Source organism: Mycobacterium sp. 1482292.6 (genome assembly GCF_001672995.1).
Taxonomy (GTDB): Bacteria; Actinomycetota; Actinomycetes; order Mycobacteriales; family Mycobacteriaceae; genus Mycobacterium; species Mycobacterium europaeum_A.
In genome coordinates this window covers 42,027-60,710 of record NZ_LZKV01000081.1, presented here as the reverse complement: position 1 = coordinate 60,710, position 18,684 = coordinate 42,027, and the positions used below count along the sequence as shown (strand labels likewise).

General features: G+C 69.5%; 16 protein-coding genes and 1 pseudogene. 6 read left to right on the top strand and 11 right to left on the bottom strand.

The genetic code is table 11. The features are described 5' to 3' along the window. On the bottom strand, positions 1-402 hold a 402-nt coding region (locus tag A5624_RS07950), incomplete at its 3' end, for an FAD-dependent oxidoreductase (RefSeq protein ID WP_156748918.1). Then, positions 399-806, bottom strand: coding sequence for a hypothetical protein (locus tag A5624_RS07945; protein WP_066864214.1), 408 nt, complete (start codon positions 804-806; stop codon positions 399-401). The genes A5624_RS07945 and A5624_RS07950, both read right to left, overlap by 4 nt. Before the next feature lie 96 nt (positions 807-902). Between A5624_RS07945 and A5624_RS07940 the strand changes: the two genes are divergently transcribed. The 4 genes from A5624_RS07940 to A5624_RS07925 are packed head-to-tail and all read left to right on the top strand — an operon-like array spanning position 903 to position 4,160. After that, the gene (locus tag A5624_RS07940; RefSeq protein ID WP_066864212.1) at positions 903-1,463 is read left to right on the top strand and encodes a TetR family transcriptional regulator; all 561 of its coding nucleotides are present in this window, start codon (positions 903-905) and stop codon (positions 1,461-1,463) included. A 10-nt stretch (positions 1,464-1,473) separates the two neighbouring features. Then, positions 1,474-1,911, top strand: coding sequence for a nitroreductase family deazaflavin-dependent oxidoreductase (locus tag A5624_RS07935; RefSeq protein ID WP_066864226.1), 438 nt, complete (start codon positions 1,474-1,476; stop codon positions 1,909-1,911). A gap of 38 nt (positions 1,912-1,949) precedes the next feature. Then, entirely contained in the window at positions 1,950-3,233 is a 1,284-nt protein-coding gene (gene ilvA / locus A5624_RS07930; RefSeq protein ID WP_066864209.1) for a threonine ammonia-lyase, read from the top strand. An 18-nt stretch (positions 3,234-3,251) separates the two neighbouring features. After that, positions 3,252-4,160, top strand: a complete 909-nt coding sequence (locus tag A5624_RS07925) for a phosphatase PAP2 family protein (protein WP_066864204.1) — start codon at positions 3,252-3,254, stop codon at positions 4,158-4,160. On the opposite strand, the gene A5624_RS07920 is transcribed toward A5624_RS07925, so the two are convergent. Next, positions 4,140-4,811 (bottom strand): pyridoxamine 5'-phosphate oxidase family protein, encoded by a 672-nt coding sequence (locus tag A5624_RS07920; RefSeq protein WP_066864201.1) that lies wholly within the window; start codon positions 4,809-4,811, stop codon positions 4,140-4,142. The genes A5624_RS07925 and A5624_RS07920 overlap by 21 nt on opposite strands. Before the next feature lie 40 nt (positions 4,812-4,851). Between A5624_RS07920 and A5624_RS07915 the strand changes: the two genes are divergently transcribed. Next, positions 4,852-6,180, top strand: a complete 1,329-nt coding sequence (locus A5624_RS07915) for an aminotransferase class I/II-fold pyridoxal phosphate-dependent enzyme (protein WP_066864196.1) — start codon at positions 4,852-4,854, stop codon at positions 6,178-6,180. A 7-nt stretch (positions 6,181-6,187) separates the two neighbouring features. Here the strand turns inward: A5624_RS07915 and A5624_RS07910 are convergent, their stop codons facing one another. From A5624_RS07910 to A5624_RS07875, 8 genes and pseudogenes are all read right to left on the bottom strand, one after another. Next, entirely contained in the window at positions 6,188-6,367 is a 180-nt protein-coding gene (locus tag A5624_RS07910) for a hypothetical protein (RefSeq protein WP_066864193.1), read from the bottom strand. Between the two features lie 37 nt (positions 6,368-6,404). After that, entirely contained in the window at positions 6,405-7,025 is a 621-nt protein-coding gene (locus A5624_RS07905) for a mismatch-specific DNA-glycosylase (RefSeq protein WP_066864190.1), read from the bottom strand. Positions 7,026-7,042: 17 nt separating this feature from the next. Next, positions 7,043-8,803: a malto-oligosyltrehalose trehalohydrolase gene (gene treZ / locus A5624_RS07900; RefSeq protein WP_066864187.1), complete on the bottom strand. Its 1,761-nt coding sequence runs from the start codon at positions 8,801-8,803 to the stop codon at positions 7,043-7,045. After that, the gene (gene treY, locus A5624_RS07895; protein WP_066864185.1) at positions 8,796-11,096 is read right to left on the bottom strand and encodes a malto-oligosyltrehalose synthase; all 2,301 of its coding nucleotides are present in this window, start codon (positions 11,094-11,096) and stop codon (positions 8,796-8,798) included. The genes treZ and treY overlap by 8 nt, the downstream gene beginning before the upstream one ends. Before the next feature lie 3 nt (positions 11,097-11,099). Continuing rightward, the gene (glgX, locus tag A5624_RS07890) at positions 11,100-13,301 is read right to left on the bottom strand and encodes a glycogen debranching protein GlgX (RefSeq protein ID WP_066864183.1); all 2,202 of its coding nucleotides are present in this window, start codon (positions 13,299-13,301) and stop codon (positions 11,100-11,102) included. Positions 13,302-13,362: 61 nt separating this feature from the next. Continuing rightward, positions 13,363-15,519, bottom strand: coding sequence for an acyltransferase family protein (locus A5624_RS07885; protein ID WP_066864180.1), 2,157 nt, complete (start codon positions 15,517-15,519; stop codon positions 13,363-13,365). A 283-nt stretch (positions 15,520-15,802) separates the two neighbouring features. Beyond that, positions 15,803-16,477: pseudogene (gene ripD / locus A5624_RS07880) on the bottom strand (NlpC/P60 family peptidoglycan-binding protein RipD); the annotation flags it as partial. A gap of 339 nt (positions 16,478-16,816) precedes the next feature. Then, on the bottom strand, positions 16,817-17,302 hold the full coding sequence (locus A5624_RS07875) for a hypothetical protein (RefSeq protein WP_082972110.1): 486 nt from the start codon (positions 17,300-17,302) through the stop codon (positions 16,817-16,819). Between the two features lie 62 nt (positions 17,303-17,364). On the opposite strand from A5624_RS07875, the gene A5624_RS07870 reads away from it, so the two are divergent. Beyond that, positions 17,365-18,681 (top strand): adenosylmethionine--8-amino-7-oxononanoate transaminase, encoded by a 1,317-nt coding sequence (locus A5624_RS07870; RefSeq protein WP_066864174.1) that lies wholly within the window; start codon positions 17,365-17,367, stop codon positions 18,679-18,681. The last annotated feature ends 3 nt before the right edge of the window (positions 18,682-18,684 follow it).

Here is an 18,684-nt window from a genome sequence, read left to right as displayed (position 1 = left end):
GTCCTGCGCGAGCGCGACCACCTCTACGCCGCGCCGGATGTCGGCCCCCTCGGCCACCGCGTAGCGGCGCAGCGCGGCGTCGACGTTGGTCTGCGGGGTGATCAGGACGAACGGGTAGGCCGAGTCGAGCCGGGTCAGGTCGAGGCGGGCCTTGGCGAACAGCGTCACGTCCGGTCCGCGCTGCCCGATCGCGACCAGCTCGTCGGCCGCGCCGCGCGCGTCGAGGAGCTCCAGGGTCCGAGGCATGACGGCGAACGCGCGGCTGGTCGGGTTCTCGGCGGGCCAGCGCTCCAGCACGGTCACCGACCGCCCGGCGCGGGCCAGGTCGCCCGCGGCGGTCAGGCCGGTGGGGCCCGCGCCCACGACCAGGACGTCGACCTCGTGAACCGTGGTTGTACTCATCGGATCGCTCCTTCCGGTTGCGGGTACCAGCGACGGATGTCGCCGGGGGTGGCTTGCGCGGCGTGGTTGAAGACGAAGCGGCAACCGGGCTGGGTGGTGTGCGCGATGTTGACGATCGACTCGAACAGCAGGGTGTTGGCGGCGACCAGGCGGATCCCGGCGCCGATCAGCACGGCGTCGTAACGCTTGGCGCGCAGCCACGCGGCGGCCTTGTCGGCGCCGGCGGTGCCGAAGTCGATCAGGCAGTTGTCCACCCGGTAGCCTGCCGCGCGCAGGCCTGCGACGTTGTCGTCGTTGGCCGCCCGCAGCGCGTCCCGCGACAGGCCCGCGAACTGGGCGAACTCCGGCGACGAGTAGTCGATGACGTCGGGATCCAGCCCGACCTGGATGACGGTCACGGTCATGTCTGGGTCTCCTCGCCGAGCCGATTCAACAACTGTTGAAATCAACGTAAGCCCGGCCGCTAGCCATGTCAACAGTTGTTGAACTAGAATTTCGGCATGCCCGATAAGACCCGCGACGGCAAGGTCACCCGCGCGACGATCCTGAGCGCCGCGCGGACCCTGTTCTCCACCCACGGCTTCGAGCGGACCACCATCCGTGCGATCGCGGCCGAGGCCGGCGTCGACCCGGCGCTCGTCATGCACTACTTCGGCAACAAGGCCGACCTGTTCGCCGCGGTCTCGCGGCTCGAGATCACCTTCCCCGACCTCACCGGCGTCGCCCCGGAACGCATCGCCGACATCCTGGTGCCGTTCCTCATCCGGGTATGGGATCCGGGCGGGCCGTTCCTGCCGCTGCTGCGCGCGGCCGCGACCAACCGGGTGGCCGCCGACGCGCTACTGGAGGTGTTCGTCGAAAAGGTCGCCCCGGCGCTGACCACCATCACCCCCGACCGGGCCGCCGAGCGGACCGCGATGGTGGGATCGCAGGTGCTGGGAATCGCCATGGCGCGCAATGTCGTTGGGGTGCCCGCGCTGGCCGCGATGGACGACGCGACGCTGACCGAATGGCTGCGCCCGGTGCTGGCGCACTACCTCACCGGCTCGACCCGCGCCTAGAGTGAATGGCATGCCGCTTACCGGAGAATACGAACCGTCGCCGTTGGATTGGTCTCGCGAGCAAGCTGACAAATACGCCGAGTCGGGGGGCGCCGAGGCCGCCGACATGAAGGGCAAGCCGATCATCCTACTGACCACGGTCGGCGCCAAGACCGGCAAACTGCGCAAGACGCCGCTGATGCGCGTCGAGCACGACGGCCAGTACGCGGTCGTCGCCTCCTTGGGCGGGGCGCCGAAACATCCGGTCTGGTACTACAACATCAAGAAGAATCCCCGCGTCGAGCTGCAGGACGGCTCGGTGACCCGCGATTACGACGCCCGCGAGGTCTTCGGCGACGAGAAGGCGACTTGGTGGGAGCGCGCCGTGGCGGCCTGGCCCGACTACGCCGAGTACCAGACCAAGACCGACCGCCAGATCCCGGTGTTCGTGCTGACCCCGATCGACTGAATTCCGGAGTTGGTCGGCCGCCGTGGCACCATTGATCAGTGTCCGCCGAATTGAGCCAGAGTCCGAGCGTCTCGCCGCTGTCCGCGGCTGACATCGACGGCGCGGCCAAGCGGATCGCCGCGGTGGTCACGCCGACCCCGCTGCAGTTCAGCGACCGGTTGTCGGCGATCACCGGCGCGCAGGTCTACCTCAAGCGCGAGGACCTGCAGATCGTGCGCTCTTACAAGCTGCGCGGCGCCTACAACCTGCTGGTCCAGCTGACCGAGGCGGAGCTGGCCGCCGGGGTGGTGTGTTCGTCGGCGGGCAACCACGCGCAGGGCTTCGCCTACGCGTGCCGGATGCTGCAGGTGCACGGCCGCGTCTACGTGCCGGCCAAGACGCCGATGCAGAAGCGCGACCGGATCCGTTACCACGGCGGCGACTTCATCGACCTGATCGTCGGTGGCAGCACCTACGACCTGGCCGCCGAGGCGGCCCTGGCCGACGTGGCGAGCACCGGCGCCACGTTGGTGCCGCCCTATGACGACCTGCGCACCATGGCGGGCCAGGGCACCATCGCCGCCGAACTACTCGATCAGCTGGGCGCCGAGCCGGACCTGGTGGTGGTCCCGGTGGGCGGCGGCGGCTGCATCGCCGGCATCACCACCTACCTCGCCGAGCGGACGCGCAACACCTCGGTGCTGGGCGTCGAGCCGGCCGGCGCCGCGGCGATGATGGCCGCGCTGTCGGCCGGGGAGCCGGTGACGCTGGAAGACGTCGACCAGTTCGTCGACGGCGCCGCGGTGCGGCGGGCCGGTGACCTGACCTACGCCGCGCTGGCGGCCGCCGGCGACATGGTCTCGATCACCGCGGTCGACGAGGGCGCGGTGTGCACCGCGATGCTCGACCTCTACCAGAACGAGGGCATCATCGCCGAGCCGGCGGGCGCGCTGTCGGTCACCGGATTGCTCGACGCCGACATCGAGCCCGGTTCGACGGTGGTTTGCCTGATCTCGGGCGGTAACAACGACGTGTCGCGGTACGGCGAAGTGCTCGAACGCTCGCTGGTGCACCTCGGCCTCAAGCACTACTTCCTGGTGGACTTCCCCCAGGAGCCCGGCGCGCTGCGCCGCTTCCTGGACACCGTGCTCGGACCGAACGACGACATCACCCTGTTCGAGTACGTCAAGCGCAACAACCGGGAGACCGGCGAGGCGCTGGTCGGCATCCAGCTGGGGTCCTCGGCCGACCTGGACGGCCTGCTGGCCCGGATGCGTGCGACCGAGTTGCACGTCGAGACCCTGAAACCGGGCTCGCCGGCCTACCGCTACCTGCTGCTTTAGCGGCCGGGGCCGCGATAGATGCGCCCGCCATATGGACCCGGCACCAGCGGTTTCGGCCCGGTCAGCGCCGGATTGGTGGCGTGTCTCGTCCTGCTGGTGTGGGCGGCGATATGGATCGCTCGGCGCGGGCCCCTGCTAATCGCGTTGTGGGACAAGGTGTCCCACAACGCCGTGATCGGTGAGACGCTGACCTGGCTGCGCGACCGGATCGGCGCCAGGGAACGGGCGCTGGCGCGCCGGTTGCGGGTGAGCGAGGTCGCCGGGTTGGCGTTGGCCCTCGGGCTGCTCGTCGTCGTGGCGCTGGCGGTCGGCTTCACCGAGGTGCTCGACGACGTGCTCGAGGGCGACGGCATCGCCGGATTCGACCAACCGACGACGCGGTGGCTCGCCACCCACCGGGATCTGTGGCTGACCACCGCCCTGAGGGTGGTGACCGGAGCGGGGAGTCCGCTTTTCCTGGCCGCGGTCGCCTTGCCGATCTCGGTTGTCGCCGGTTGGCGGTGCCGGTCGTGGCGGCCCGTGGTGCTGGCACTGGTTGCCGGTGTGGGCATCCCCCTGGTGCTGTTCACGGCGAAGGTCTTGGTGGGCCGGCTACGCCCGGCCCTGCCGTTCGCCCTGGTCGACGCGGACGGCTATTCGTTTCCGTCCGGGCACGCGACCGGCACCGCCGCGAGCATGGTCATCTCCGCGTGGCTGCTGACCCGCTGGCTCGTCCCGTGGTGGACCGGGCGGGTGATCGTCTGGGCGATGGCCACCGCCGTGACGTTCGTGGTCGGGTTTTCCCGCGTTTATCTGGGGGTCCACTACGTCAGCGATGTGCTGTCGGGCTGGCTGCTGGGGATGGCCTGGGCCGGCACCGTCATCCTCGTCGGCTCCTGGTGGGACGACACCCGACGGGCAGGCGGCTCAGCGTCGGTCGCCCCGTAAGTACGCCGGCACGGCGGTGCCCGGAGTCAGGTCGCCGGCCGGCACGGGCGGCCCGGCCGTCAGGCTCAGCGGCAGCACGCCCGCCCAATGGGGCAGCGACAGGTCCTGCGGATCGTCGGCCGGCGGGCCGCTGCGCACCTTCGCCGACACCTCGACGAGGTCGAGGGCGAGCACCCCGGTCGCGGCGAGCTCGCGCGCATCGGGGGCTCGGCAGTCGGCGGCGCGCCCCGGCGCGATGTGATCGAGCAGGCCGCCCAGCGCCCGCGACTTCTCCGCCGGATCGTCCACCACGCGCGCATCGCCCAGCACCACCACCGAGCGGAAATTCACCGAGTGGTGCATGGCCGAGCGGGCCAGCACCAGACCGTCGACCAGGGTCGCGGTGACGCAGACCGGCAGGCCCGACCCCGCGGCTTCGGCCGCCTTCGCCGCCAGCACCGGGCCGCCGCCGGACGAACCGTGCAGGTAGAGCGTTTCGTCGAGCCGGGCGTGCGTGGTGGGCAAGACCACCGGTCGACCGGCGCTCAGGTAGCCCAGGTGGCAGATCAGCGCCTCGTCCAGGATGGCGTGCACCGTGGGCCGGTCGTAGTGCGCCCGCTCCCGGTAGCGGGTCGGCGTGGTGCGTGCGGTCGGTTGGTATGCGGTGTCCACGGCGTTGCCCTCAGATTTGTTCTAGTACATAATATATTGCGTGCCAGTACAAAACAGCATAACCGGAACCGGCGCGGAGTCCATAGCCGCCAGCGTCGAGGCGGCGATATCGGGCGGCGCTTTGGCGCCCGGCGACGCGCTACCGCCGGTGCGGGAGCTGGCCACCCAGCTCGGCGTCAACGCCAACACCGCCGCCGCCGCCTACCGCCTGCTGCGTCAGCGCGGTGCCGTCGAGACCGCCGGCCGGCGCGGCACCCGCGTGCGCCATCGCCCGGCGACCACCCCGCGCTCGCTGCTCGGGCTGGACGTGCCCGCCGGCGTGCGCGACCTGTCCACCGGAAATCCGCACCCCGCCCTGTTGCCCATCGCGGGCACGTCGCCGCCCGGCCCGGACGCGAAGCCACCGGTGCTCTACGGCGAGCCGGCCGTCTCGGCGGCGCTGGGGGAGTTCGCCCGCCGCGCGCTGTCCGCCGACGGGGTCCCCGCCGACCACCTGGCGGTGACCAGCGGCGCGCTGGATGGCATCGAACGCGCGCTCACCGCGCACCTGCGGCCCGGCGATCGCGTGGCCGTCGAGGATCCGGGCTGGGCCAACCTTCTCGATCTGCTTGCCGCACTGGGTCTTTCGGCAGAACCGGTGCGGGTCGACGACGACGGCCCGCTGCCCGACGATTTGGCCCGCGCGCTGGGTGGCGGGGTGCGCGCGCTGGTGCTCACCAACCGCGCCCAAAACCCCACGGGCGCCGCGTTTTCCGCCGATCGTGCCGCTGCGCTGGGCGCGCTGTTGGCGCGGCGAGCCGACGACCTGCTGGTGGTGGAAGACGACCACTGCGCCGGCATCTCCGGCGCACCGCTGCACACCCTGGCCGGCCGCACCGCGCACTGGGCGTTCGTCCGCTCGGCGTCCAAGGCCTACGGCCCCGACCTGCGGGTGGCCGTGCTTGCCGGCGACCATCGCACCGTCGAGCGGGTGCACGGCCGGTTGCGGCTCGGGCCGGGCTGGGTGAGCCACATCCTGCAGCGGCTGGCCGTCGACTTGTGGTCCGACCCGGCGGCGGCGCAGCTGGTGGCGACCGCCGAGCGGGACTACGCCCAAAGCCGAACCCGCCTTTGCGATGCCCTGGCCGAGCGCGGCGTCGAGGCGCACGGGCGCTCCGGGCTCAACGTGTGGGTGCCGGTTCCCGACGAGGCTGTCGCCGTGTCGCGCCTGCTCGCCGCGGGCTGGGCGGCCGCACCGGGCAGCCGGTTCCGGATGCACACGCCGGCGGGCATCCGCATCACGATCTCCGGGCTGACCGCCGACGAGATCGATCCGCTCGCCGACGCGGTCGCCCGGGCGGTGCGCCCGGCCGGCCGGGCCATCGTGTAGCCGCCGCTCAGGCGCCCTCGTCGTCATTGGCGCCGGGTCCGGGACCGCTCCACAACAGCTCAATGCCGGGATGCGGCGGCATGTCATGGCGCACGGCGTTCCGGCCCGACGGCGGATTGGTGGCGCGGCGGCTCGGCTTGCGCCGGCAGATGCGTCGCAGTGGGTGACCGAATTCAGATTGACTCATGGCGGCATCATCGGGGGTCAGCCCGCCCGGCCGCTATTCAGTTGTCCACAGCCCGCTCACGTCGAGAGAATCGCGATGAAGAATCTGCGAGGATTCCGGCGGCTCGGGCAACTTCGCCGTACGCGGCCGCCAGGCTCGACAACGTCGAATGAGCGTTGCGGCCACTCGGGTTGGGAACCACCCACAGCTCGGTTGCGTCATATGGCGACGCTTGCTTGCCCGCCTCAGCGCGGCGCTGACCGAAAGCGTCTCGGTATGCGGTGATCCCGAGGACTGCGACGACACGCGGGACGAATTTTTCGACCATCCGGTCCAGTTTCCGCTTGCCGTTGATCAGTTCGGCGGCGGTGAGCTCGTCGGCGCCCGCGGTCGCCCTGTCGACCAGGTTGGTAATGCCGATCCCGCGCCGCACCAGGTATTTCCAGTCGTCCGGCGCAAACCCTGACGAGGCGTCGATTAAGTGATCGGTGATGCCGGCGCGGTACAACGCCGGCCAGAACCGATTGCCGCGCGGCGCGAAATGTGCTTGTACGGCAGCGGTTCGCAGGCCGGGATTAATGCCCACGAACAGCAGCCGGACCTGCTCGGAGATCAGGTCGGGCACGGTGCTGCCGTGGAATCGCTTCAGTTCCTCCCGGGTGAAGCGGAGCTCATCCATGGTCGGACGAAGCGCGATCAGCCGGAGCCACCCGTGCTCCGCAATATCGCGAATGAATGCCCAGGCAGCTCGGTGCTGTCGGGATGAACCGCCGGCTCGTCCCAGGCCAGCACCAGCTCACCGGTGACCGGGACGCGCACCTGCTCGGCGCCCAGGTTGCACACGATGCGCAACCGTCCGCGCGCGAGGACGATCCAGCCTTGGTCCTCGTCGTAGTCGACGGTGAGGTTCTCCAGCCAGGGGTCGGCGAGGTCGGGATCCTCGCGCCGCAACGCGATCAGGTCGCGGTAGAGGCGGTGCAGCCGGGCGTGCTCACCGGTGTCGACCTCGGCCCAATCCAGCTTGGAGTTGGCGAACGTCTGCGGGTCCTGTGGGTCGGGAATCTCGTCGGCGTCCCAGCCGTGTTCGGCGAACTCGGCCTTGCGTCCCTCGGCGGTGGCCTTCGCCAGTTCCGGCTCGGGGTGCGAGCTGAAGAACTGGAACGGGGTCGACGCCGCATATTCCTCACCCATGAAAAGCATGGTGGTGTAAGGAGATCCGAGGACGAGCGCGGCCTTGATCGCCAGCTGGCCGCCGGTCAGGTTCTGCGACGGCCGGTCGCCCAGGGCCCGGTTGCCGACCTGATCGTGCGTGCAGGTGTAGGCGACCAGGCGGGTGGCCGGGATGCCGGATTCCGCGCTGGTGTCCAGCGGCCGGCCGTGCCGGCGACGGCGGAACGACGAATAGGTGGCGGCGTGAAAGAAGCCGTGGCGCAACGTCTGGGCCAGGGTGGCCAGGCTGCCGAAGTCGGCGTAGTAGCCCTGGCGCTCGCCGGAAACCGCGGTGTGGATCGCGTGATGAATGTCGTCGGCCCACTGCCCGGTCAGGCCGTAGCCGCCACGCTCGCGCGGGGTGATCAGCCGTGGATCGTTCAGGTCGCTCTCGGCGATCAGCGACAGCGGACGCCCCAATTGCTGGGCCAGCCAATCCGTTTCGGTCGCGAGCTCCTCGAGGATATGGATCGCGGTGGTGTCCACCAGCGCGTGGACGGCGTCCAGGCGCAGGCCGTCGGCATGGAAGTCGCGCATCCAGCGCAGCGCGCAGCCGATGATGTAGCGGCGCACCTCGTCGGAGTCGGCGTCGGCGATGTTGATGCCCTCGCCCCACGGGTTACTCGCCGACGACAGGTAGGGCCCATAGCGCGGCAGATAATTGCCCGACGGGCCGAGGTGGTTGAACACCGCGTCGATCAACACCCCCAGCCCCTTGGCGTGGCAGGCGTCGACGAAGCGCACCAGCCCGTCGGGGCCGCCGTAGGGTTCGTGCACGCTGTACCACAGCACGCCGTCGTATCCCCAACCCTGCGTGCCGGCAAAGGAATTCACCGGCATCAGCTCGACGAAGTCCACGCCGAGCTCGACCAGGTAGTCCAGCTTGTCGATGGCCGAGTCGAAGGTGCCCGCCTCGGTGAACGTGCCGAGGTGCATCTCGTAGATCACCGCGCCCTCGACCGGGCGGCCCGTCCACGCGGTATCGGTCCACGCCGCGGCGGCCGGATCCCACAACTGCGAGCGGGCGTGCACGCCCTCGGGCTGGCGCGGTGAGCGCGGGTCGGGCAGCACGGTGGGGTCGTCGTCGAGCAGGTAGCCGTAGCGGGCGTCCGGCGCGGTGTCCACGCTCGCATGCCACCAACCGTCGGCCGAGCGCGTCATGGCGTGCGTCTGGCCGTCGACGTCGAGGCGAACCAGCGCGGGCTTGGGCGCCCAGACCCGGAAGTCAGTCGTCTGCAATTCAGTCATGGTGGCGCTCCAACAGCACGACGGGCAGGTCGGCGAACAATTGTGCCGCCGAGGTGGGGCCGTCGGCGATCACGCCGGTGAGCGCGTCCTTCCAGGTTCCGTCCGGCAGCGGCACAACCGTATTGCCCCAGCCGCTTTCGGCCAGCCGCACGGTCCAGCGGGTCACCGCCACCACGATGTCCTCGCCGCGGCGAAACGCCAGCACGTGGTCGCTGGCCTCGCCGTTGGCCAGGATCGGGACGTACTCGCCGTGCAGGAAGGTGTCCACGTGCTGGCGGCGCACACGCAGCGCCGTGGTGACGACCCGGATTTTCGGATGTTTCAAGTCCTGCAGGGCGGCGCGCCGGGCCGAGTAGTCCACGGCCCGGCGGTTGTCCGGGTCCACCAGGCTGTCGTCCCACAGCTCGGTGCCCTGGTACACGTCGGGAATCCCGGGCACGGTCAGCGCCAGCAGCTTCTGGGCCAGCGCGTCGCTGGCGGCATGCGGATTGAGTTGGGCGACAAGCTCGGTCAGCTGGCCGGCCACCGGACCGTCGAGCACGCTGTCCAGCCACCGGTGCACCGCGTCCTCGAATTCGGCGTCCGGGTCGTTCCACGAGGTATGCCAGGACGCCTCGCGGATGGCCTTCTCGGCGTAGGCATGCAGTCGCTCGCGCAGCTCGGCGGTGACCTCGCCGCTGACCGGCCATACGCCGAAAATGTTCTGCCACAGGAACTGTCCGGTCGCCGGATCGGGGGAGGGGGCGCGTTTCTCCCAGCGGGTAAGGAACTCGGTCCACAGCGACGGCACCTGCGACAGCACCGAGATCCGGGCCCGCACGTCCTCGCCGCGCTTGGTGTCGTGCGTGGTGAGCGTCGTCATGGTCTGCGGCCACAACCGCGCGCGGGTGGCGGCGCTGTGGTGAAACTCGGCGGCACCGACACCGAAGCGGTGCGGCTCGCCGCCCACCTCGTTCAGCGCGACCAGCCGGGCGTCGCGGTAGAACAGGCAGTCCTCGACGGCCTTGGCGGTGACGGCCCCGCAGAGCTGCTGCAGGCGGGTGGCCGGTTCCCCGCCGCGGGCCAGCGCCGCGGCCAGCACCTGCAGTGCGGGCCCCAATTCCGGTGCGGCCGCTTGGGTTTCGGCCAGCGCGGTGGGCAGCAGCGCGACCAGGCCGGGGTAGTCGCTGCGGTAGACCCCGATGTGGGTGAGCAGCGCGGCCACCGCCTCGGGCAACCGCGGGTGGTCGACGCCGGCCGCGGCCGCGATACTGCGACGCAACCGGCGCAGTTCGCTTGCCAAGGTTTCGGTGGCCGAACGGATCTTGAGGTCCACCAGCATGTCCGGCATCGCCCCGTAGTCCACCCCGGCGGATTCCACCAGCGCGGTCAGCGCGGGGGCGCCGTCCGGATCCACCAGCACACCGCCGATTTCGCGCAACACGTCATAACCGGTGGTGCCGCCGACCGGCAGGGTGGGCTCGAGCGCCTCGTCGACGGCCAGGATCTTCTCGATCACGATCCAGGCTTGCGGGCCGGTCAGTTCGCGCAGCCACGCCAGGTACCCGCACGGATCCGACAGGCCGTCGGGGTGGTCGATGCGGATGCCGTCGACCAGCCCCTCGGTGAACCACCGGCCGACCTCGGCGTGGGTGGCGTCGAAGACCGCGCGGTCCTCCTGGCGCAGCCCGGCCAGCGAGGTGATCGAGAAGAAACGACGGTATCCGCACACGCCGTTGCGCCAGCCGACCAGCCGGTAGTGCTGGCGGTCGTGCACCTCGGGTCCGGTACCCCCCGCGGTGCCGGGCGCGATCGGCAGCGCCAGATCACCCAGCCGCAGCAGGTCCCCCTCGACGGTGAGGTCGGCGGCGTCGTCGTCGGATCCCAGCACCGGCAGCACGATGCGGCCGTCGTCGTCGAGGTCCCAATCGATGTCGAAATACGTTGCGTAGGGCGAGGAACGGCCGTTGCGCAGGACGTCCCACCACCACGGGTTCTGCTGGGGCACGTCGATGCCCACGTGGTTGGGCACGATGTCGACGATCAGGCCCATGCCGCGCTCCCGCGCCGCGGCCGACAACCGCGCCAGGCCGTCGCGGCCGCCGATCTCGGGGGACACCGTCGTCGGGTCGGTGACGTCGTAGCCATGGCTGGACCCGGGCGCCGCGGTCATGATCGGCGACAGATACAGGTGCGACACCCCGAGGTCGTTCAGGTAGTCGAGCAGGTTTTCCGCGTCGGCGAAAGTGAACGCGAACCCACTGGATTCACCACGTAGTTGCAGCCGGTAGGTGGAGATGACGGGTAAGGCCATGCGTCACTGCGTCTTACGCAAGACCAGCAGCGAGCGTGAGGGCAGCGACACCTTCTCCTCGGCGGTCACCACCTGGTCGGCCCCCTCTTTGCGGCCCGTCGGTTCGTTGGTGTCCAGTTCCACGGTCCACTCTTTCGCATAGTCACTGTTCGGCGTCGCGAACTCCACCGGCTCTTCACCGGCGTTGAAACACAACAGGAATGAGTCGTCGACGACCCGTTCACCGCGCGCGTTGGGTGCGCTGATGGCCTCGCCGTTGAGGAACACCGCCACGCACTTGTGAATGCTTTCGCCCCAATCCTCGTGCGTCATCTCGCGGCTGCTCGGATTCAGCCAGGCGATGTCGCGCACCTCGTCGCCGCTGCGGATCGGCTCGCCCTCGAAGAACCGGCGCCGCCGAAACACCGGGTGCCGCTTGCGCAGCGTGCTCACCCGGCGGGCGAACTTCAGCAGGTCGGCGTTCTTGTCGACCAAAGACCAATCCATCCAAGACAATTCGGAGTCCTGGCAGTACACGTTGTTGTTGCCGTTCTGGGTGCGGCCGAACTCGTCGCCATGGGCGATCATCGGCGTGCCCTGGCTGAGCATCAGCGTCGCCCAGAAGTTGCGCATCTGGCGGCAGCGCAGCTCGGTGATGTCGGGGTCGTCGGTGGGGCCTTCGACGCCGCAGTTCCACGATCGGTTGTGGCTCTCGCCGTCCCGGTTGTCCTCCCCGTTGGCCATGTTGTGCTTCTCGTTGTAGGACACCAGGTCGTTCAGGGTGAACCCGTCGTGCGCGGTGACGAAGTTGATGCTGGCGCTGGGACGCCGGCCGGTCGCCTCATACAGGTCCGACGACCCGGTCAGCCGGGAAGCGAACTCGCCCAGGGTTGCGGGCTCGCCCCGCCAGTAATCGCGCACAGTATCGCGATACTTCCCGTTCCACTCGGTCCACAAACCCGGGAAATTTCCGACTTGATAACCGCCCTCGCCGACATCCCACGGTTCGGCGATCAATTTGACCTGGCTGACGATCGGATCCTGCTGCACCAGATCGAAGAACGCGCTCAACCTGTCGACGTCGTGCAGCTCGCGGGCCAACGTGGCGGCCAGATCGAAGCGGAACCCGTCGACGTGCATCTCGGTCACCCAGTAGCGCAGCGAATCCATGATCAGCTGCAGCACATGCGGGTGGCGCGGGTTGAGGCTGTTGCCGGTACCGGTGTAGTCCTTGTACCGCCGCAGGTCGGTGTCGACGAGCCGGTAGTAGGCGGCGTTGTCGATGCCGCGGAAGTTGATGGTCGGCCCCAGGTGATTGCCCTCGGCGGTGTGGTTGTACACCACGTCGAGGATCACCTCGATGCCGGCTTCGTGGAAGCTGCGCACCATCGACTTGAACTCCGCGACGCTCGACGTGCGGTTGGCCGCGTATTGATTGTGGGGCGCGAAATAGCCGAAGGTGTTGTAGCCCCAGTAGTTTCGCAGACCCAGGTCCAGCAGCCGCTGGTCGTGCATGAACTGGTGCACCGGCATCAGCTCGATGGCGGTGACCCGCAGCGAGTGGAGGTGATCGATGATCGCCGGGTGGGCCAGCCCGGCATAGGTGCCCCGCAGCTCCTCGGGGACGCTGGGATGGGTCTGCGTCATCCCTTTGACGTGGGCCTCGTAGATGACGGTCTCGTGATACGGGGTCAGCGGCGCGCGGTCGGATCCCCAGTCGAAGAACGGATTGCTCACCACGCTGGTCATGGTGTGGCCCAGCGAATCGACCATCGGCGGAATCCCCGGGTCGAGCCCGTCGGCGTTGGGACCGTTCGGGCTGACGGCCTTCAGGTCGTAGGAGAACAGCGCCTGACCGAAGGTGAAGTCGCCGTGAAAAGCCTTGCCGTACGGGTCGAGCAGCAGCTTGCTGGGGTCACACCGGTGACCGGCCGCCGGCTCGAACGGGCCGTAGACGCGAAAGCCGTAGCGCTGTCCGGGAGTGATGTTCGGCAGATATGCGTGCCAGACGAATCCATCCACCTCGTCCAAGGGAATCCGCGACTCGCTGCCGTGATGGTCGATCAGGCACAGCTCGACCTTCTCGGCGATTTCGGAGAACAACGAGAAGTTGGTCCCCGCGCCGTCGTAGGAGGCGCCGAGCGGATAAGGGTTTCCCGGCCACACGGTGGCCAGCTTGGGTTGGTGGTTACCGCCTGGTTCTGAAGCGGGACTGTTGGTTGACACCTATCGACCTTATCCGCGCGCGGTTGCCCCCACCCGCGTTAGCGGCCAGGAGTAAGGCGGGTCACCACCAGCCGGTGGCCTCGGCGATCTGGCGGCCCAATTCGGGTGCCATGGTCCGCACATAGGTGGGCGAGAGGTGGTGGGCGCCGTGATAGATCAGGATGTTTCCCTCGACTGGGCGGCACACGTCGGCGCGGCAGATCGCGTCGGTCATGTCGAGCACCTTGAGCTGCGGGAATTGCGTGACGAAGTCCAGCGTCTGGTTGCGGTCGGAGAGCATGTCGGAACGCTTGATGGCGCAGGACTGCGGGGTGCCGTTGCGTTTGGCGAGGCAGTCCGCCGGGTCGAACGGCTGGCCGTTCTTCACCAGCCACGGCGTGTCCCGCATCCCGAGAATCGGAATGTTGTTGTCGGACAACGTCTGCCAGATGCCGATATAGGTGGCGGGCATCACGTCGCCGGACTTGATGTTCCACGGCCGGGTGGTGGTGGTGAACACGTAATCGGGCCGGTCGGTGACCAGTTTGGTCATCGTTCGCTGCACCCACTCCCGGCATTGCGGGTAGGGGGCGTTGTTGCCCATGATCAGCGGGACCTGCTCGGTCGACAGGGGACAGCCCATCTTCAGATACGTCACGACCTTGAAGTGGTGCAGCTTGCCCAGGATGTCCAGCGCGGGCAGCCAGTGTTCGGCGTGCGACCCGCCCGCCAGCGCGATGGTCCGGTCGGCGGCCACATCGCCGTAGGTGCAGGTGACCACCGCGGGGTTGACGAAGTCGCTGATGCAGCCGTCCCGGGTCGAGGCGGGCAGGTCCTGCTTGACCTCTAAGACGGTGGGCCGCATGGGCAGAGCGGGCACCCGCACGCGTTCGGTGAGGGCGCGGGCGCCGGGATAGTCCTGCGGGTTGAGGACGCTGAGCTCCTTGCCGGCCGACCGCAGGACGGTGACGTGCTGGCGCCAGGTGAACGAGGTCGCCGTCAGGGTCACGCCCAGCAGCACGACCGCCGATCCCAGCGCCATCGTCGGCCGGGCCAGGCGCGTCGCCCACGGAATCGCCGGCGCGGCGGCCGGCTTCGAAGAGGCGCGGTAGCGCAGCGGATCCTCGACGAGCCGGTTGGTCAGATAGGCCAGCACCCCCGACACCAGCAGCAGCACCGCGCCTTCGACGAAACTGGCGTGCTTGTGACCGCTGTAGGACAGCCAGAAGATCAGCAGCGGCCAGTGCCACAGGTAGAGCGCGTACGCCATGGCGCCCAGCTCCACCAGGGGCCGCGTCGCCAGCAGCCGGTTGGGCAGCGGCAGCCGGCCACCGGCGCCGCTCTGCAGGTTGGCTCCGACCAGGATCATCAGCATGGCGGCGCCGACCGGCACCAACGCCCACGGGCCGGGGAACTCCTGCACGCCGTCGATCAGCGCCCCGCAGGACAGCACCGCGCCCAGCGCGACGGTGGCCAGCACCGTCCGCAACCACATGGGCCAGTGGACGCGGGTCACCAGCGCGCCGACCAGCGCGCCCAGCAACAACTCCCAGCCCCGCGCGAAACTGTTGTAGTAGGCGGCCGCCTGGTCCTGCTGATGGGCGATGATCGCGTAGACGAATGAGGCCACCGTCAACGCGGACAGGACCACCACGAGCGCGATCCGCAGCCGGGCCGCGCGCCGGAACAGCAGGGCCAGCCCGGCGATCAACAGCAGGAAGCTGACGTAGAACTGGCCCTGCACCGACATCGACCAGATGTGCTGCAAGGGGCTGACGGCCTCGCCCGCCCGCAGGTAGTCCGAGGCGGTGTTGGCCAGCTCCCAGTTCTGGTAGTAGCCCAGGCTGGCCAGGCTCTGGTCGGCGAAGGTCTCCCAGCGGGTCTCCGGTTGCACCAGGATGGTCAGCACCGCGCACCCGGCCAGCACCACGACCAGCGCGGGAACCAGCCGCCGGACGAGCCGGACCACCTCGGCCACCGGCGACAGCGGCACGGCCGGGTTCAGCGCGGTGCGGATGATCTTGCCGCCGAAGAAGAATCCGGACAGCGCCAGGAACACGTCCACGCCGCCGGAGACCCGGCCGAACCAGATATGGAAGACGGCGACCAGGGCGATGGCGATGCCACGCAGGCCGTCGAGGTCGTAGCGATAGAACCCCTGGGACCCCGTTTTGCGCGCTCCCGTCGCGGCCGGATCGGCGGTGGCGTCCGGTGCAGGAGACGGTGGCGGGGTCGGCATGATCGCCAGTTAATTTACCGAAAACCCGCCACGAGCTCCCGACAGCTCGCGGCGGCGAGGCCGCTCAGCGGGGCGGGGAAGCCAGTGGCGGGTGTCGGACGGCCAACACACGGCCCGGAAATTACCTGCCGATGCCGGCGCCGGTCGGCTGCAACGGCGTCTGCTGGGCCGGCAGCTGCACAGGCGCCTGCTGGAACGGCGACTGCTGCGTCGGGGCTTGTTGCAGCGGGGCCTGCTGGGTGGGCAGCTGTTGCGGGCTCTGCTGGTAGGGCGACTGCTGCAGCGGGGCCTGCTGCGTCGGGGCCTGCTGCAGCGGGGCCTGCTGACCGGGCAGCTGTTGGGGGGCCTGTTGGTAGGGCGACTGCTGCAGCGGGGCCTGCTGCGTCGGGGCCTGTTGGGCGGGGGCCTGCTGGCCGGGCAGCTGCTGCGGTGCCTGTTGCAGCGGCGTCTGCTGCGCCGGCGTGGCGCCGAGCACCCGGACCATGTACGGCGTCATGCCGTTGGCGCGCACCGGGGAGACCTGCACAACGTCGCCGACCTCGAGCATCTGGTTGTTGCCCAGGTACATCGCGACGCTCTGGGTGCCCTCGGGGCCGTAGAAGATCAGGTCACCCTTGCGGGCCTGCTGCGGTAGGATCTTCTGTCCGACCCGGTAGATCGCGCCCGACGACCGGGGCAGCTTGATGCCGGCGCCGGCGTAGGCGTACTGCATCAGCCCGGAGGCGTCGAAACCGACGGTGTTGATGCCGGTGCCGGTGCCGCGGGTGGGGCCGTTGATGCCGCCACCGGCCCAGGAGAACGGCACACCGCGCTGCGACAGACCGCGGGCGATCACCACATCGGTGGCCTGCTGGTAGTCCATCGATCTGGCGCCCGGGTCGGCGGTCGCGATGGTGGGAGCCACCATCGGCGCCCCGAGCAGGGCCAAACCGATCGCGAAGGCGTAGATGCGTTTCATTTTTGTGGCCTTTCCCTGGCCTCTCCAGGCGCTCAATGGGCCTCGACGCGGTGACCTCGCGCGTCCGCCCCCGGTTCATGAACCGAGCGGCGGCCTCCACGCTGGGGCCGACGCCGTCCATGGCACTTGCGAAGTGACTCAGCGGTCGCCCGCTGATTCACATCAGTCACACAAGCCACTTTGACAACAGATGGTGTTAGCCGCCAGGCCCAGGCGGGATTTTTTGTCGTACCGTGACCGGACGGTGACACGAGCACCGAATTCCGTATGCGCAGTTGTGATTTCGGTCTCAGTCGGCGACGAAGCCGCACGCCGGGGCCGACGGGGCCAGCCGGGTGATCAGAGCCAGTAGCGTTCGCTGAACATCGTCAGCAGCGACCCGGCCACCGAGCTGACCATGACCAGCGCCAGCGCCAGCACCGGCCAGAAGGACATGTACCAGCCCTTCAGGATCGAGACGACCGGGCCGACGACGGCGGCGGTGATGGCCGCGCCGATGCCCCCCCACACCACCGGGTGGATGTAGAGGTCCAGGCCGTAGGGGACCGGCCCGCAGGTCTCGTCCTCGCAGACGTTCGCCAGAAAGCCGAAAAGCCGCGTCGGCCAGGTGGTCGCCGTGGCCAGCACGGCGAGCAGGACCAGGAGCACGACCGTGCAGATGATGTCCCAGGGCGCCACCCGCACCCGCAACACGCGGGGCCCTGCGGCGGTTTCGGCGTCGTAGTCCACCAGCGGGTAGTGCGTGTCCCTGGACCAGCCCGGCCCGAGCGCGGGGTCGGCCTCGGGTCCCGGCGCTGCGCCCTCGGACTGCTGCGACGTGGCCATGCTGTCCCATGCTTCCCGACGTCGCAGTTTTGCGCGAATCGGCTGCTTTACCCTCGATCACTATGCCGGCGGCGAAGGCCGGGCTGACGCCCGAGCAGATCAGCGCGATCGACGCCGCGCACCTGTGGCACCCGTACAGCACCATCGGCGCCGAGTCCGTCGCGCCCGTGGTCGCGGTCGGTGCCCGCGGCGCCAACCTCACCCTGATCCGCGACGGCGAGCCAGTCGAGGCGCTCGATGCCATGAGCTCCTGGTGGACCGCCATCCACGGGCACGGCCACCCGGTGCTGGACGCGGCCCTCACGGCCCAGCTCGGCGCGATGAACCACGTCATGTTCGGCGGGCTGACGCATGAACCCGCGGCGCGGCTGGCCCAGTTGCTGGTGGACATCACCCCGGCGGAGCTGCAGACGGTGTTCTTCAGCGACTCCGGCTCGGTGTCGGTGGAGGTGGCGGTGAAGATGGCGCTGCAGTACTGGCGCAGCCGCGATCGGCCCGGCAAGCACCGGCTGATGACCTGGCGCGGCGGCTACCACGGCGACACCTTCACCCCGATGAGCGTCTGCGACCCCGACGGCGGCATGCACTCGCTGTGGACCGACATCCTGGCCCGGCAGGTGTTCGCCCCGCAGGTGCCCCGCGATTACGACCCCGCCTACAGCGCGGCGTTCGAGGAACAGCTGGCCGGCCACGCCGCCGAACTGGCTGCGGTCGTCGTCGAGCCAGTCGTCCAGGGCGCCGGCGGCATGCGCTTCCACGACCCGCAATACCTGCGCGACCTGCGCGACATCTGTCGACGGCACGACGTGCTGCTCATCTTCGACGAGATCGCCACCGGCTTCGGGCGCACCGGCGAACTCTTCGCGGCCGACCACGCCGGGGTGAGCCCGGACATCATGTGCGTCGGCAAGGCGCTGACCGGGGGATACCTCACCCTGGCCGCCACCTTGTGCACCGCCGACATCGCCCACACCATCAGCGCGGGTGAGGCGGGAGCGCTGATGCACGGCCCCACGTTCATGGCCAACGCGCTGGCCTGCGCGGTGTCGGTGGCCAGCGTCGAGATGCTGCTCGGGCAGGACTGGCGGTCACGGGTCGCCGAGATCGGCGCCGGGCTGGCGGCCGGTCTCGAGCCCGCCCGGGCGCTGCCGGGCGTGCGCGACGTGCGGGTGCGCGGCGCCATCGGCGTCATCGAATGCGAGCGGCCGGTCGACCTGGCCGTCGCCACCCCGGCGGCCCTGGATCACGGCGTCTGGCTGCGCCCGTTTCGCAACCTGGTCTACGCCATGCCGCCCTACATCTGCACGCCCCGCGAGATCGCGCAGATCACCTCGGCGATGGTCGAGGTGGCGACGCGAACGGGCTCTCGTAGGCTCTAGGGC

Bases quoted from the DNA above. Each gene is read 5' to 3' on its own strand.
- A5624_RS07945 (WP_066864214.1), bottom strand. From the start codon at position 806: ATGACCGTGACCGTCATCCAGGTCGGGCTGGATCCCGACGTCATCGAC.
- A5624_RS07940 (WP_066864212.1), top strand. From the start codon at position 903: ATGCCCGATAAGACCCGCGACGGCAAGGTCACCCGCGCGACGATCCTG.
- A5624_RS07935 (WP_066864226.1), top strand. From the start codon at position 1,474: ATGCCGCTTACCGGAGAATACGAACCGTCGCCGTTGGATTGGTCTCGC.
- A5624_RS07925 (WP_066864204.1), top strand. From the start codon at position 3,252: ATGCGCCCGCCATATGGACCCGGCACCAGCGGTTTCGGCCCGGTCAGC.
- A5624_RS07910 (WP_066864193.1), bottom strand. From the start codon at position 6,367: ATGAGTCAATCTGAATTCGGTCACCCACTGCGACGCATCTGCCGGCGC.
- A5624_RS07905 (WP_066864190.1), bottom strand. From the start codon at position 7,025: ATGGATGAGCTCCGCTTCACCCGGGAGGAACTGAAGCGATTCCACGGC.
- treZ (WP_066864187.1), bottom strand. From the start codon at position 8,803: ATGACTGAATTGCAGACGACTGACTTCCGGGTCTGGGCGCCCAAGCCC.
- treY (WP_066864185.1), bottom strand. From the start codon at position 11,096: ATGGCCTTACCCGTCATCTCCACCTACCGGCTGCAACTACGTGGTGAA.
- A5624_RS07885 (WP_066864180.1), bottom strand. From the start codon at position 15,519: ATGCCGACCCCGCCACCGTCTCCTGCACCGGACGCCACCGCCGATCCG.
- A5624_RS07875 (WP_082972110.1), bottom strand. From the start codon at position 17,302: ATGGCCACGTCGCAGCAGTCCGAGGGCGCAGCGCCGGGACCCGAGGCC.
- A5624_RS07870 (WP_066864174.1), top strand. From the start codon at position 17,365: ATGCCGGCGGCGAAGGCCGGGCTGACGCCCGAGCAGATCAGCGCGATC.